14 protein-coding genes are annotated in these 13,655 nt (G+C 65.8%); 6 read left to right on the forward strand and 8 right to left on the reverse strand.

The genetic code is table 11. The annotated features are described in order from the left end of the window. Positions 1–13 precede the first annotated feature (13 nt). Positions 14–607 (reverse strand): 2-hydroxychromene-2-carboxylate isomerase, encoded by a 594-nt coding sequence (locus tag GKC28_RS20275; protein WP_174148817.1) that lies wholly within the window; start codon positions 605–607, stop codon positions 14–16. 199 nt (positions 608–806) lie between these two features. Between GKC28_RS20275 and soxC the strand changes: the two genes are divergently transcribed. Together soxC and GKC28_RS20285 are read left to right on the forward strand one after the other, a co-directional pair. Continuing rightward, positions 807–2,090 (forward strand): sulfite dehydrogenase, encoded by a 1,284-nt coding sequence (gene soxC, locus GKC28_RS20280; protein WP_174148818.1) that lies wholly within the window; start codon positions 807–809, stop codon positions 2,088–2,090. After that, positions 2,077–2,595: a c-type cytochrome gene (locus GKC28_RS20285; RefSeq protein ID WP_174148819.1), complete on the forward strand. Its 519-nt coding sequence runs from the start codon at positions 2,077–2,079 to the stop codon at positions 2,593–2,595. Before soxC ends, GKC28_RS20285 begins: the two co-directional genes overlap by 14 nt. Before the next feature lie 13 nt (positions 2,596–2,608). Here GKC28_RS20285 and GKC28_RS20290 read toward each other — a convergent pair whose 3' ends face one another. Beyond that, the gene (locus tag GKC28_RS20290) at positions 2,609–3,367 is read right to left on the reverse strand and encodes a nuclear transport factor 2 family protein (protein ID WP_174148820.1); all 759 of its coding nucleotides are present in this window, start codon (positions 3,365–3,367) and stop codon (positions 2,609–2,611) included. 69 nt (positions 3,368–3,436) lie between these two features. Then, the gene (locus tag GKC28_RS20295) at positions 3,437–4,234 is read right to left on the reverse strand and encodes an alpha/beta fold hydrolase (protein WP_174148821.1); all 798 of its coding nucleotides are present in this window, start codon (positions 4,232–4,234) and stop codon (positions 3,437–3,439) included. A 169-nt stretch (positions 4,235–4,403) separates the two neighbouring features. Between GKC28_RS20295 and GKC28_RS20300 the strand changes: the two genes are divergently transcribed. Further along, positions 4,404–5,426 carry a ribose-phosphate pyrophosphokinase gene (locus GKC28_RS20300; protein ID WP_174148822.1) on the forward strand — a complete coding sequence of 341 codons (1,023 nt, stop codon included), beginning with the start codon at positions 4,404–4,406 and terminating at the stop codon, positions 5,424–5,426. A gap of 56 nt (positions 5,427–5,482) precedes the next feature. Here GKC28_RS20300 and GKC28_RS20305 read toward each other — a convergent pair whose 3' ends face one another. Next, entirely contained in the window at positions 5,483–6,676 is a 1,194-nt protein-coding gene (locus tag GKC28_RS20305; RefSeq protein WP_174148823.1) for an MFS transporter, read from the reverse strand. Between the two features lie 69 nt (positions 6,677–6,745). On the opposite strand from GKC28_RS20305, the gene GKC28_RS20310 reads away from it, so the two are divergent. Beyond that, on the forward strand, positions 6,746–7,147 hold the full coding sequence (locus GKC28_RS20310) for a helix-turn-helix domain-containing protein (RefSeq protein WP_174148824.1): 402 nt from the start codon (positions 6,746–6,748) through the stop codon (positions 7,145–7,147). On the opposite strand, the gene GKC28_RS20315 is transcribed toward GKC28_RS20310, so the two are convergent. Beyond that, positions 7,144–7,494, reverse strand: coding sequence for an H-type lectin domain-containing protein (locus tag GKC28_RS20315; protein WP_174148825.1), 351 nt, complete (start codon positions 7,492–7,494; stop codon positions 7,144–7,146). The genes GKC28_RS20310 and GKC28_RS20315 overlap by 4 nt on opposite strands. Before the next feature lie 374 nt (positions 7,495–7,868). On the opposite strand from GKC28_RS20315, the gene nhaC reads away from it, so the two are divergent. Both nhaC and GKC28_RS20325 read left to right on the forward strand, forming a co-directional pair. Then, positions 7,869–9,299, forward strand: coding sequence for a Na+/H+ antiporter NhaC (gene nhaC / locus GKC28_RS20320; RefSeq protein ID WP_174148830.1), 1,431 nt, complete (start codon positions 7,869–7,871; stop codon positions 9,297–9,299). 75 nt (positions 9,300–9,374) lie between these two features. After that, complete coding sequence (locus GKC28_RS20325) at positions 9,375–10,391, forward strand: GlxA family transcriptional regulator (RefSeq protein WP_174148826.1); 1,017 nt, start codon at positions 9,375–9,377, stop codon at positions 10,389–10,391. Positions 10,392–10,393: 2 nt separating this feature from the next. On the opposite strand, the gene GKC28_RS20330 is transcribed toward GKC28_RS20325, so the two are convergent. The 3 genes from GKC28_RS20330 to GKC28_RS20340 all read right to left on the reverse strand — a co-directional run. Further along, on the reverse strand, positions 10,394–11,611 hold the full coding sequence (locus tag GKC28_RS20330; protein WP_174148827.1) for a PAS domain-containing protein: 1,218 nt from the start codon (positions 11,609–11,611) through the stop codon (positions 10,394–10,396). Between the two features lie 114 nt (positions 11,612–11,725). Then, a complete protein-coding gene (locus GKC28_RS20335; protein WP_174148828.1) occupies positions 11,726–13,315 on the reverse strand; it encodes a class I SAM-dependent methyltransferase in 1,590 nt (529 codons plus the stop codon). Between the two features lie 129 nt (positions 13,316–13,444). Further along, on the reverse strand, positions 13,445–13,655 hold a 211-nt coding region (locus GKC28_RS20340; protein WP_141117855.1), incomplete at its 5' end, for a transposase.

The raw sequence follows: 13,655 nt of genomic DNA on the forward strand, positions 1-13,655 counted from the left end.
GCGGGGCGGCCGGCTAGCGCTTACCCTGCGCCCAAAGGAGGGCGTCCTCCAGCCGGTCGTCGCCCCAGAAGATCTCTCCTGCGACGGCAAAGCTGGGGGCGCCGAAGATGCCCAGCGCCATCGCCTCTTCCGTGGCATCCGCGAGCATCTTCACGGTCTTGTCCGACACCGCCTCCGCCAGCACCCGGGCCGGGTCCTGGCCCGCGGCCTGCAGGCTGGCGGAGAGGTTCGGGTCTTCGCCCGCGGGCTGGCCGGCCTCGAACCAGCAGCGGTAGGCGGCCTGGGTATAGGCCTCGCCCCAGCCTTCCGCCGCGCCCAGCGCCGCCACCTGATTGGCCAGCACCAGTTCCGGCAGCGGATAAGGCGCGGGCAGCCGCACATGGAAGCCGTAGCGCTGCGCCCGGCGTTCGATGTCGCGCCACATGTAGGCGGTCTTTTCCGGCTTGTCCTTAAACGGGATGTTGTTCTGCACCGTCATCACGTGGCGCACGTTGAAGGGGCGCCAGCGGACCGGAATACCAGCCTGTGCCGCCGCATCGCCGATCCGCATCACGGTGAGGTAGCTGTAGGTGCTGCCGATCGAATACCAGAAATCCAGTCCGGGCATGGGAGCCTCCTGTCATTCATGACCTGTAGCAGAGTTTAGCGGTTGAGGCGGATATTCCAAAGGCTGTCTGCCGTCCCTGGAGGGCAGCCCCCTGCTGCTGCGGCCGGTTTTATGATAGGATTGCTGCATCAGCGGGTGGCAAGACCCGCGTCCTGGGGCCCTGTGCGAGCAGCATTTGCCAGCGAGGGAGGGGACATTCATGACACGATCCGACATTGACGGCGCGGCGCTGGAGTATGCCGCGGGCGGCGGGCTGCTGAGCCGCCGGATGCTGCTGGCCTCAGCCGCTGCGGGGACGGCCGCCGGACTGCTGCAGCCGCGCGCGGCGCGGGCAGAGGCGGAAATCCCGGAATGGACCAAAGCCGCAGGCGCGCGGGCACGCGGCTATGGCACGCCTGCAGCGGCAGAATCTGCGGTGCAGCGTGCCATCATCGAGCCCTGGCAGGATGTGGCGCCGGCCTTCAGCCTGTCGGGCACACCGCACCAGCGCCTGCGCGGCACCATCACCCCGAACGGGCTGCATTACGAGGTGCACCACGGCGGCCGGCCCGACATTGACCCGGCCCGCCACCGGCTGATGATCCACGGGCTGGTGGAGCGCCCGCTGCAGTTCGGTCTGGAGGCGCTGGAGCGTTATCCGATGGTCACCGCCACCCATTTCCTGGAATGCGCCGGCAACAGCCTGTTCAACGCGGTGATGCCGGAGCCGATGCAGGCGGGCTGCGACATGCTGCATGGGCTGGTGTCGAACACCGAGTGGAGCGGCATCCCTATGCGCGTGCTGATGGAGGAAGCCGGGGTGCAGCCCGAGGGCAAATGGGTGGTGGCCGCGGGGGCCGACGGGCCGAGCCTGGCGCGCTCGATCCCGATGGAGAAGATCATGCAGGACGGCATGCTGGCGCTGTACCAGAACGGCGAGCGGATCCGGCCCGAGCAAGGCTATCCGATGCGGCTGCTGCTGCCCGGGTTCGAGGGCAACATGAACATCAAGTGGCTGACCAGCCTGTGGGTGACGGAGGCGCCGGTGCATACCAAGGATGAATCGGGGGAATACACCGAGATCCTGGCCGACGGCTCCTCGGTCCAGTTCACCTTTGCGATGGGGGTGAAATCGTTCATCACCCATCCCTCCGCCACCATGACGATGAGCGGGCCGGGGTTTTACGAGATTTCCGGGCTGGCCTGGTCCGGGGCGGGCAAGGTGGCCAAGGTCGAGGTGTCGGCGGATGGCGGTCAGAGCTGGGCCGAGGCGGCGCTGGCCGAGCCGGTGCTGCCGCAGGCGCTGACCCGCTTCAGCCTGCCCTGGCACTGGGACGGATCGCCCTTGGTGCTGATGAGCCGCGCAACGGACGAGACCGGAGCGGTGCAGCCTGCGCGCGCCGACTGGAAGGCGCGCTATCACGCCTCGAACTTCCTGCATTACAACGCCATCCAGCCCTGGCAGGTCACGGCAGAAGGAGCGGTTCAGAATGTCTATCTTTAAGCTCACCGCCGCCGCCCTGCTGCTGACCGCCGCTGCCGCCCGCGCCGAAGGGCCGGGGCTGGGGCAGCCGCTGGAGGCCGCGGATATTCCGTTTTACGCCACCTATGTAAAACCCGACGGCGCCGGCCTGCCCGGGGGCAGCGGCACCGCGGCACAAGGGGCGGAGATCTATGCCGCGAAATGCGCCAGCTGCCACGGCAAGACCGGCAGCGAAGGCCCGGTGATGCCGCCGGTTGGCCCCAATGATGTCTGGGCCAAGCCCGCGGGCAGCTACTGGCCCTATGCCACCACGCTGTTTGACTACATCCGCCGGGCGATGCCGCTGGAGGCGCCGAAGTCGCTGAGCGATGACGAGGCTTACGCGCTGGCGGCCTATATCCTGGAGCGCAACGGGGTGATTGATGCACAGACCGCGATGACGGCGGAGACCTTGCCCGCGGTGAAGATGCCGAACCACGGCAATTTCCTGGACGTCTGGGCCAAGCAGGGCGCGAAACCCTGGTGAGGACGGGCCGGCCTTAGAATTTGCCGTTGTCGTTCTTCCACTCGCTGCGCGGGGGGATGGCCTCAATGGTGTCCCAGTGCTCGGCGATCCTGCCGTCCTCGATGCGGTAGAGATCGTAGAAACTGGTGTGGGTGCCGCCCCGCTGCCCCTCGCAGGCGCAGAGGACAAAATTGCCCTCTGCCAGCACCCGGTGGAGGTGCTGGTATTGGATCGCGGGCGTGCCGTTCTGCGTGGCAGTGAGGGCTTCGCGCAGGGCGGGCAAGCCGTCGGCCAGGTCCGGGTTGTGCTGGATGAGGTCCGCGCTGATGTATTCCGGCAGCTGGTCCAGCTGCCGCTGGATCAATACATTCTCAGTATAGCTGCGCGCGAGGGCTCGGTTGTCTTCGGTCCTATCCAAGTCCGTGATATCGGTGAAGCCGTCCTGCATCCCCCGCCCTGACGGGTTGGGGCCGCGCAAGGGCTGGATGTTGTCCCAGTGCTCCACCGCCTGCCCGTCCTCGAAGCGGAACACTTCGAAAGCCGCGCGCAGGGAGGAGAAATCGTATTCGATATGGGCAAAAGCGAAATCGCCATCCTCGAACACCCGTTTGAAGGTGACCCGGGGGGAGGTCTTGGCGAGGCGGGCAAACAGCACCGCCAGCCCTTCGCTGCCCTCGTGGGTCTGCGGGTTGTGCTGGATGTACTTGTCCTCGTTGACGACGGCGGCGGAGGCCGGGTCGCCGGTTTCCAGCCCTTTGAGGAGGGTTTTCAGCAGGTCCTTTTTCGATGCCATCTGTGCCGTCTCCTCCATGCGGGCCGGTATTCCCCTATCCTGCCCTGCCCGGGACGGCAGCGCAAAGGGTCAGAGCCGCGGCCAGAAACGGCGCAGCAGCGCGGCGGTTTCCACCGGGTGGGTTATTGGCAGCATGTGGCCCGCGCCCGGAACCGCGGTGTGCGCGGCAGCGGCCAGGCGGCGGCAGAGGCTGCGGGCGATGGCGGGGATGACGGGCGGGCTGTCCGCGCCGGTCAGGATCTGAACCGGCATGGTGACCGGATCCAGCGCGCCCGGGGCCAGGGTGCCGTTGGCGTCCTCATGCAGAACCGCGCGGCTGGCCATCACCACCGGCATCGCGCGCACCATCGCGGCGCGGGCGGGGACCGGCAGGTCCGGCCATTTGGGCTCTCCTGTGCCCCACATGCGGTTGAACAGCCGGGTGGTCCGCTCGCAGTCGCCCGCTTCCCATGCGGCCTCAGCCGGCTGGCTGGCGTCCTCAAGTGCGGCAAAGGCAGCGGGGTCCTCGTCCTGCGCGGCGGCGAACAGCACCGGCTCGATCAGGATGAGGCTGCGCACCAGGTCCGGGCGGGCCATCGCCATCCGCAGCGCCACCGTGGCGCCGAAGGAGTGGCCGACGAGGTCCACCGGGTCCGTCAGCAGCGAAAGCCCCGCCTGCTTGTTCAACAGCTGGTAATTGCCCTGCCCGTCCCAGTCCGGGCTGCGGCCATGGCTGAGCATGTCGAAGGCGGTGAGGGTGATCTCCTCTGCCATCTGCTCTGCCACCCCGCGCCAGGCGCCGGAATGGGCCAGCGAGCAATGCACTGCCAGCACCGGGCGCGGGCCATGGCCGAAGCAGCGGGTGAACACCTGCGGCGCGCTGCTCATGCCCGCCCCGCAGGCAGGAAAGAATAGCAAGGGGTTGAGAGGGGGTGCCGGGATGCCACCAAAAGCTGTTTCTCCTGCTTAGAACTATGCGCGAGGGTAAGTGCATGATAAGCGGGGTTCAATATCACGAATCTGACACATTGCCATTGCTGCCTGGGGATAACAGCCAATGCCGACCTTGAACGAACCCAAGCTGATTGCTGGGAACGCCAACCTTCCTCTTGCCCAAGCCATCACCCGCCGCATGAGCATGCACCGCGGTGTCGACCAGGGGCTGGTGGATGCCCGCGTCGAGCGGTTCAATGACGGCGAGATCTTCGTCGAAGTCTATGAGAACGTCCGCGGCGAGGACATGTTCATCATCCAGCCGACCTCGAACCCGGCTAATGACAACTTGATGGAACTGCTGATCATCGCCGACGCCCTGCGCCGTTCCTCGGCCCAGCGCATTACCGCGGTGATCCCCTATTTCGGCTATGCCCGCCAGGACCGCCGCACCAAGGCGCGCACGCCGATTTCGGCCAAGCTGGTCGCCAACATGCTGACCGGCGCCGGCATCGAGCGGGTGCTGACCATGGACCTGCACGCGGCCCAGATCCAGGGCTTCTTCGACATTCCGGTGGACAACCTCTATGCCAGCCCGATCTTTGCGCTGGACGTGAAGGACCAGTTCAAGGACCGGATGGGCGAACTGATGGTGGTCTCTCCGGACGTTGGCGGCGTGGCCCGTGCCCGCGAGCTGGCCAAGCGCATCAACGCGCCGCTGTCGATCGTCGACAAGCGCCGCGAGAAGCCGGGTGAAGTGGCGGAAATGACCGTGATCGGCGATGTGAAGGACAAGATCTGCCTGATCGTCGACGACATGTGCGACACCGCCGGCACCCTGTGCAAGGCGGCCCAGGTGCTCTTGGACAACGGCGCCAAGGAAGTGCACGCCTATATCACCCACGGCGTGATGAGCGGCCCGGCGGTGGAGCGCGTGACCAACTCGGTGATGAAATCGCTGGTGCTGACCGACTCGATCCAGCCGACCGAGGCGGTGAAGAACGCGCCCAACATCCGCATCGTGCCCACCGCGCCGCTGTTCACCCAGGCGATCCTGAACATCTGGCACGGCACCTCGGTGTCGTCACTGTTCGAGGACAAGACGCTGGTGCCGATCTACGAGAGCCTGTACTCCAACGGCGGCTGAAGCGGCTGTTAGATGGAAATGATCAAAGCCCCGCCTGTGTGCGGGGCTTTTTCCTTTCAGGCGCTGGCGCGGCGGCGGGCCGGCAAGAGCGCAGCGGCAAGGGCCGCCAATGCCATCAGCGCGACAGCTGCCGCAGCCATTCCGAAGGCCCCGCCATAGCCCCAGCGCTCAATGGCCGGGGTGGTGAAGAAAGGCGACAGGAACTGGCCGCAGAACACCGAGGCGGTGAGGATGGCGCCGGCGGTGCCGCGGCGCGCGGACGGGGTCAGCGCCAGGGCTATGGCGACAAACCCAGGGGAGACCGTGGCATAGCCGGTGCCGACAGCCATGGCCCCCGCCAGCGACAGGGCGGCGCTGCCCTGCTGTGCCAGCACTGTGAACCCCAGCGCCAAGGCTCCATAGCCGAGGGCAAAGATAGCGGCGTGCGGCAGCCTGGATTTGAGCCGCCCGTAGCACAGCGCGGCAAAGCCGCCGCAGAGCGACAGCAGCCCCAGCCCGGCACCCGTCATCAGCGCGCTGTTGAGGCCCTGGGCGGCAAAGAAGAAAGGCAGCTGGGTCGGCATCATGAAGAAGAGGCCATTGGTCAGCATCTGCAAGGCCGAGACGGCAATGACCAGCGGCAGCCACGCCGGGTGGCCCCGTGCTTCTGCCTGCCCTGCCCCGCTGCCGCTGCGCCGGGGTTCGGGGGCGTGGCGCCAGACGGTGTAAAGGCACAGGACGGCCAGACCGTAGATCAGGAACGGCAGCCGCGGCGACAGGGTGGCGGCCAGCCCGGCGGTGCCGATGAACAGCAGCCCGCCGAAGTTGCGCGCCGAAATCTGCAGCCCGGTCAGCGCCAGGCGCCGGGCGCCGGCGAAATAGTCGCCGATCAGCGCGGTCTGCGCGGTCATGATCAGGCCGACTGCGATGCCGAGGCCAAAGCGGCTGGCAAGCATCAGCTGCAGGCCGGGCAGGTAAAACCCCGCGGTGCCGCACAGCAGGAACAGCCAGAGGCCCGCCAGCAGCACCCGCCGCCGCCCGCTGCGGTCGGTCAGCCAGCCCGCCAGCGGCGCGGTCAGCATCACCCCGAGCGAGGGTGCGGTGACCAGGAGGCGCACCAGGAAGCCCGCGTCCGGCACATCTGCAAATTCCTGCTCCAGCCCGGCCAGCGCCGGGCTGATGGTGGCATTGGCCATCACCGTGAGGCTGGCCGCCATCAACAGCGCCAGCGCCTGCGGCTGCCGCCAGAGGCTCCTATTGTCAGTCGTCATCGGGAATTTTCCTTGTTCTATCCGTTCAAGGCTGGCAGCCTGCCAATTCAAGCGAGCTTGAGGTCAAGGATGAAACTTCTGGATATCGGCGAAATTGCGGAACGTTCCGGCGTGGCGCCTTCGGCGCTGCGGTACTATGAGGAGATCGGGCTGATCACCTCAGCCGGGCGCAAGGGGCTGCGGCGGCAGTTCGGGCCGGAAACCCTGCTGCAGCTGTCGCTGATCACGTTGGGCAAGGCGGCGGGGTTTTCGCTGCAGGAGATTGCCGGCATGTTCGGCAAGGACGGCCAGCCCGATCTGCCGCGGGACCAGTTGCACGCCCGCGCCGACGCTCTGGAGGCGCAGATCCGCGAGCTGACTGTTCTGAAGGACGCGCTGCGCCATGTGGCGGACTGCCCGGCGCCCAGCCACCTGGAGTGCCCGAAGTTTCAAAAGCTGCTGCGGGCCGGGTCCATCACTGCGGAGGTTTAATCGACGTCCCAGTCGTCGGCATGGGGCAGCTCGCCGATCGCCAGCCAGGACGCACGCAGGCGGGCGGCGCGGCTGTCGGCCCAGGTGCGGAAGACGATGTCGAAGCCCTGGCAGGTGATGTTTTCCGCCACCAGCTCTGCCCGGACCGGGGCAGAGGTGTCCATATCCCAAAGCGACACCGACACATGCACCGCCGGCGGGCTGGCATAGGCCTCGCCGAAAGTGACCGGCTTGCGCCGCACCCGCGGGCCGGAGCCGGTCCACATCTCGCCGCCCTCCTCGAAATCCGAGAAGACGGTAACATCGCCCTGTTCGACGCCGGTGCGGGGATTGCGCAGTCTTTTCATTCCGGTTCCCAAGCAGTTAGCCGCCAATCAGATTAAGCCATACAGCAGGGAATTCCAGAAACCAGTCCTTTCGGCCGCGGATCTGTTGCCATTCAGCATAAGAGCCGGGCGGCTCTACCCTGCCCTGGCTTGCCGCACCCGGCCCCTGCGGATCCTCCCCAGGCGAGAGGCGTCCCCTAAGCGGTTAAAAGTTCCCGATTGGGGAATTCCGGCGCTTTTGTCGCATTAAACGAACATTCCGGCGCGCTGGCATCGAGTCCGGGACTCGGTTTTCTGGTGTCTGGCTGCATCCGCGTCGCACAGGCGTTCTGACCCAAGGGAGGAGAAACCCCGTGTCACCATCTGAGCCGAATATTGCAAAACCCGGTCTGGGAATGGCGCTGCTGCCGATCCTGCTGACCCTGCTGGTGCTGGGCATCCAGCTGTTTTATTTCGGGGATTTCACCCCGCATATCCCGCTGGCGATCGGCATTGCCATCACCGCGCTGGCCGGCCTGAAGCTGGGCCACAAGTGGGACAATATCGAAGAGGGCGTGTTCCACGTCATCAACATCTCGCTGCCGTCGGTGTCGATCCTGATCACCGTCGGCATGATCGTCGGCATCTGGATTGCCAGCGGCACCGTGCCGACGCTGATCTATTACGGCCTGAAAATCCTGTCGCCGGAGCTGTTCCTGGCCGCGGGAATGGTGCTGTGCTCCATCGTGTCGGTGTCGTTGGGCACCTCCTGGGGCACCGTCGGCACCGTTGGCCTGGCGCTGATGGGGATTGGCGCGGGCTTTGGCATTCCGATGTACTGGACCGCCGGCGCGGTGGTTTCGGGTGCGTTCTTCGGCGACAAGATCTCGCCGCTGTCGGACACCACCAACCTGGCCCCGGCGGTGACCGGCACCAACCTGTTCGACCACATCCGCAACATGCTTCCGACCACCATCCCGTCGATGCTGATCGCGCTGGCGATCTACCTGGTTGTGGGCTTCACCCTGATCGACACCTCGCAGGTGTCGTTCGAGCGTATCGACGCGATCACCGCGGCGCTGGACAACGCATTCTGGATTTCGCCGCTGATGCTGCTGCCAGCGCTGCTGGTCATCGTGCTGGCGGTGAAGAAGCAGCCGCCGATCCCGTCGCTGTTTGCCGGTGCGGTCGTGGGCGGCATCATGGCGATGGCGTGCCAGGGCGCTGGCCTGCATGAGACCTTCACATTCGCCAACAGCGGCTATTCCATCGACACCGGCGTGGCGGAGATCGACCCGCTGCTGAACCGCGGCGGCATCCAGTCGATGATGTGGACCATCTCGCTGGTGCTGCTGGCGCTGGGGTTCGGCGGCGCGCTGGAGCGCACCGGCTGCCTGCAGGCGATCATCGAGGTGATCATTGCCCGGGTGAAGTCCTTTGCCGGCATCCAGACCTCGGCGATCCTGACCTCGGTGGCGACCAACACCGTGGCGGGCGATCCGTATCTGTCGATTGCCCTGCCGGGCCGGATGTATGCGCCGGTTTACCGCGGCCTGAAGTATTCGCCGCTGAACCTGTCGCGCGCCATCGAGGAAGGCGGCACGCTGGTCTCGCCGCTGATCCCCTGGAACGCGGGCGGCGCATTCGTGATCTCGGCGCTGGCGCTGGGGATCGCCGACGGCAACTTCGAGAACCTGCTTTATATCCCGCTGGCCTTTGCCTGCTGGCTGTCGCCGCTGATCGGCATCTTCTATGCGATGACCGGGCTGTTCTCGCCCAAGGCCAGCGACGACGAGGTCGCGGCCTGGGAGGACAGCGGCGAGCCGGTGCAGGAGCTGACCGCCTGATCCCCCTCGCGCGCGCCGGAGCCTCCCCTCCGGCGCGCGTTTCAATGTAACCATCCCATCTGTTAGGTTAGCGATATGAATCTCCGCAGCTTTGTCCCGAAGGGTGCGGCCAGTTTCCGGGTTGATTACGACGGGCCGCCCAAAGACATCTACTTTCTGCTTCTGCCGAAGCTGACCATGCTGGCGTTCAGCGCCGCGGTTGAACCCTTGCGGATTGCCAATCAGGTCACCGGCAAGGAGCTGTACCGCTGGTTCCTGCTGAGCGAGGACGGCGCGCCGGTGCCCTGCTCCAACGGCATTGAAATCAACACCGGCATGGCGCTGGAGGACCTGCCGCGCGGCAGCTTTGCCTTTGTCTGCGCCGGCATCGAGCCGTCGGACAGCGCCAGCCCCAAGGTGCTGGCCTGGATGCGGCGCCAGAACGCCCATGGCAGCCGGTTCGGCGGCATCTGCACCGGCGCCTTTGCCCTGGCGCAGGCGGGGCTTTTGCAGGGCCAGCGCTTTACCCTGCACTGGGAGAACCAGCCGTCGTTCTCGGAGTTTTTCCCCGGTCTGGAGCCGACTGCGAACCTTTATGAAATCGACAAGGGTCTGATGACCTGCGGCGGCGGCAATGCGGCCACCGACATGATGCTGGAGATGATCGAGACAGATCACGGCAAGGATCTGGCGGTGATTGTGTCGGACATGTGCATCCACTTCCGTTCCAACAACCGCGAGGCGCTGCAGAAGTCGGCCTATTCCGTGGCCCTCAGCAGCCGCAACCAGCATCTGATCAACGCCATGCAGTTCATGCACGACACCATCGAGGAGCCGGTGGAGGTCGGCGTGGTGGCGGAGCACGCGCAGATCTCGCGCCGCCAGCTGGAGCGGCTGTTCCAGCGCTATGTCGGCACCTCGCCGGTGCAGTTCTACATAGACCTGCGGGTGGGCCGGGCGCTGGCGCTCTTGAACGAGACCAACATGACGGTGGCAGAGATTTCCGCCGCCACCGGGTTCAGCAGCGCAACCCAGCTGTCGATCCGCTTCAAGAAGCGCTACGGGCAGTCGCCCGCGTCCTTCCGCAAGAGCTGGGCCGAGAAGAAAGCCTAGGGTCAGGCCTCATCGCTGGCTAGAGCGGTGCTGAGTTCGGAAATGCGTTCGAGCCGGGCGGAAATGCGGTCCTGGAACACCCCAAGCTCATCAATGATTGAGTTCAGCGATTCCCCGACATTGCCCAGCCGGGCGCATTCGATCTTGCACAGCACGCGGGTGGTGGTCAGCGCCATGAAGTGCCGGTGCAGGGTCTGGCAGGCCTTCTGGATGCGGCCGGCCTCGAAGCGGACCGCCTGCAGGCTGGCGCGGGCCTTGCTGAACTGGACGTCTGTCAGATCATTCAGAATGCCCTGCTCACGGGGGATGTCGACGGCTGCTGTTGCGCTTTCCTGCTCCAGCTGGTGGCCGCATTCGGTCAGGATCCGGGCCAGGCCTTCGACGAAGATGGCCGCGGTCACCGTTCCCTTGATGGCGCGGAAGTTGCTGTCCTTGCCCCAGACGTGGGCCTCGAACCAGTTCGACATTTCCCGCGACATGGCGCTGTAGTTCTGAGACAGCACCGTCACCGGCCCGCCGGCCGGTTCAATGCGCGAGGCGATGACCCGAAGGTTGTGGGGGATGGTGCGCATTGATTCAAAATCCTGCACCAGCGCCTCGGTCTCCTCAAACAGCTGGCCGGCGGTGGCGTGCATCGCGCGGCGTTCGGCCAGACGGGCGCAGGGCGGCCGTTTCAGGCCGGCATCACGGGCCAGCAATTCCTCTGCCAGGGCGTGGCCTGCAAAGTCGCTGTAGGTGGCAAAGCCCAGTTCCTTCAGGCGGGCCAGCAGGCGGGCGGAGCTGTCCTCTGGGCTCAGCTCCTCTGCCTGCTCGGCCTGGCGCAGGGTGCTGTATTCCTGCTGCACTGTCTTGAGCAGCGGGCTGGTCGGCTTGATCCGGGCCGAGAGATAGCCGCCGTCGCAGGGCGTGACCACGGCAAACACCCAGTAATAGCTGCCGTCACGGGCGCGGTTCTTGACATAGGCGCCGACGGTTTCGCCGGCCTTGATGGTATCCCACAACAGCTGGAAGACGGCACGGGGCATGTCCGGGTGGCGGATCACCTTATGCGGCGCGCCGAGCAGTTCCTCCAGCGGGTATTTGGCGACCCGGCTGAACACGGCATTGCCGGCCCGGATCACACCGCGGGGATCGGTGCGGGAAAAGAACACTTCATCAAGGGCAAAAGCCGATTCCCGGCCAGTGGATTGAGCAGCCAGCGCGCGGTCTTCAAAGGACACGTTTCAGTTCCTGTCAGTGGTTGTCTCGTGCCGGACCTTTTTACCGGCCAGTGCTTGCCGAAATGCTAATGCGGGGCGGAAGCTGCATGATTTCCGCCCCGGAATTTTCACCGCTCAGGCTGCGGCGCCCTGCAGCTGCGCCGGGGCCTGGCGGCCCTCCTGCAGCGTCACCCCAAGGCTTTCGCAGAGCGGCAGGCGGCGGGCGGCGAAATTGCCCGCGCGGGCGCGCAGCAGCGCCAGGTTTTCCTCTTCGGTCTCCAGCACCCTGCCCTCATGCTGCAGGCGCTGGCCCTGCGGGGCCAGGATGCGCCAGACCAGATCCGCCCATTCTGCCGGGGTTTCCAGCCCCTCGCTGCGCGCGAGCAGGAACAGCTGCTCGAACCGGTCCAGTTCCACCCCGCCGCCGGTAACCGGCGAGGCGAGATAGCGCAGGGCATCGCTGTCTTCGGCCCGTCTGCAGACCGCGAGGTTGAAGGCGCGGCAGGCGGCGGCACGGCTCTCCAGCCCCTCCAGAGGCAGCGCAGGCGCGATCTGGCCGGAGCCTGCCAGCACCGTCAGCATACGGGTAATGGCACCCCATTCCATGGCGCCGAATACGCCTCGATCCAGCAGACTGCGCACCGTGGCCGGCCCCTTGCTGAGCGCCTGCAGGACCGGCGCGTAGTCCGCCTGCTCCAGCGGCACATCCCGGCCGCGGTGGTGGAATTTGAGCGTCCCGCCATAGTAGGGACGGGTCAGCGCCAGCGGGGTGGCGAACCAGGCGCCGATGCTGCCGCGCGGGGTATGGGCCAGCCTGCCCTTTGCAAAAACATCGGTGCGGAAATGCTCATTCAGCAGCACGTCACGCAGGCCTTCACGCCGGACCGGATCGCTTTCGCCGTCCAGCAGCGCCTGCTGCTGCGGAGTGAAACGGAGGCTGTCGAGATTGTCCATCAGGCTGACGGAGCCTGCAAAGCTGAGCTTGGCGGTGCCCAGTTCAGCGGCCAGATCCTCGAAGAAAAACGGCGTCCAGTCCTTGTTGAAATACTCATGCGCCACGTAGTTCTCCGGCATCGACGCCACGTGATCGAGTCGGGCCGCAACCGCGGGGTTGCGTTCGAAATAACCGCCGCCGCTGCCGGCCAGCTGGCGGGCGTAAGACAGGGCTTCGCCGATCCGTTCCGGCAGGGTGCCCCTGCCCTGCTCTGCCCGGGCTGTCAGGATCCGGCGCAGCGGCATCGCCGCGGCCCAGCCCGGCTGGGTGTTGCAGCTGACATAAACCAGGCCGCCCGGTTTCAGCCGGTCCGCGATAAAGCGCAGGATGTGCCGGCGGTTCTCCTCGGAGACCCAGCTATAGACACCGTGCAGCGCGATGATGTCGAAAGACGCTGGCAGGCCGGAGGTATCGCCGAAATCCTCAAAGCTGCGCTCGTGGAAGCGGATGTTCTCCAGCGCCGCCTCCTGCGCCAGATCGCGGGCGCCGGCGATATGCGAAGGGCTGAAGTCCATGGCGTGAAATTCGATATGCGGGTTGGCGGCTGCCAGCAGATTGGCGGAGAACCCCTGGCCGCAGCCCAGCTCGCAATAGGCGAGGTTTTCGCCGTCCAGCCCGTGCCGGAGCCCCTGCGCGGTTGCGGTCAAGCCCAGCAAGGCCGGGGTCAGCTGGCGGTGGAAGTCGAAGGTGTAGTCGATGCCGGCGACATAGCCGGAGGTCCAATCGGTCACGGAGAATCCTGCTGGTTGGGTTAACGTCCTGCAGGGCAATTTCGGAAAATTTGGTGAGAATTGGGTTAAGATTGGACAATCAATCTGGTGGCTGAGACTGTGCGGAATTTCGTGCCCTGGCGCCTTTTCTTACGCCAACGGGAAGCGTTCCTCAAACATGATAGCGAGTTGGCTTTTCACCGCATGCCATTCGCGCACTGACCGCTTCCACTCAGCTGAGGTAGCATTCAGCGCCAGATAGATCAACTTGGCCGCCGCCTCATCGCTGGGGAAATGGCCGCGGGTTCGGACCGCGCGGCGGATTTTCGAGTTCAGCGCTTCAATGGCATTGGTCGTGTAA

It is taken from the genome of Leisingera sp. ANG59 (genome assembly GCF_013317235.1).
In the GTDB taxonomy this organism is placed as follows: domain Bacteria; phylum Pseudomonadota; class Alphaproteobacteria; order Rhodobacterales; family Rhodobacteraceae; genus Leisingera.

Coding starts and splice junctions, on each gene's coding strand:
- GKC28_RS20275 (WP_174148817.1), bottom strand. CDS start 607: ATGCCCGGACTGGATTTCTGGTATTCGATCGGCAGCACCTACAGCTAC.
- soxC (WP_174148818.1), top strand. CDS start 807: ATGACACGATCCGACATTGACGGCGCGGCGCTGGAGTATGCCGCGGGC.
- GKC28_RS20285 (WP_174148819.1), top strand. CDS start 2,077: ATGTCTATCTTTAAGCTCACCGCCGCCGCCCTGCTGCTGACCGCCGCT.
- GKC28_RS20290 (WP_174148820.1), bottom strand. CDS start 3,367: ATGGCATCGAAAAAGGACCTGCTGAAAACCCTCCTCAAAGGGCTGGAA.
- GKC28_RS20295 (WP_174148821.1), bottom strand. CDS start 4,234: ATGAGCAGCGCGCCGCAGGTGTTCACCCGCTGCTTCGGCCATGGCCCG.
- GKC28_RS20300 (WP_174148822.1), top strand. CDS start 4,404: ATGCCGACCTTGAACGAACCCAAGCTGATTGCTGGGAACGCCAACCTT.
- GKC28_RS20305 (WP_174148823.1), bottom strand. CDS start 6,676: ATGACGACTGACAATAGGAGCCTCTGGCGGCAGCCGCAGGCGCTGGCG.
- GKC28_RS20310 (WP_174148824.1), top strand. CDS start 6,746: ATGAAACTTCTGGATATCGGCGAAATTGCGGAACGTTCCGGCGTGGCG.
- GKC28_RS20315 (WP_174148825.1), bottom strand. CDS start 7,494: ATGAAAAGACTGCGCAATCCCCGCACCGGCGTCGAACAGGGCGATGTT.
- nhaC (WP_174148830.1), top strand. CDS start 7,869: ATGGCGCTGCTGCCGATCCTGCTGACCCTGCTGGTGCTGGGCATCCAG.
- GKC28_RS20325 (WP_174148826.1), top strand. CDS start 9,375: ATGAATCTCCGCAGCTTTGTCCCGAAGGGTGCGGCCAGTTTCCGGGTT.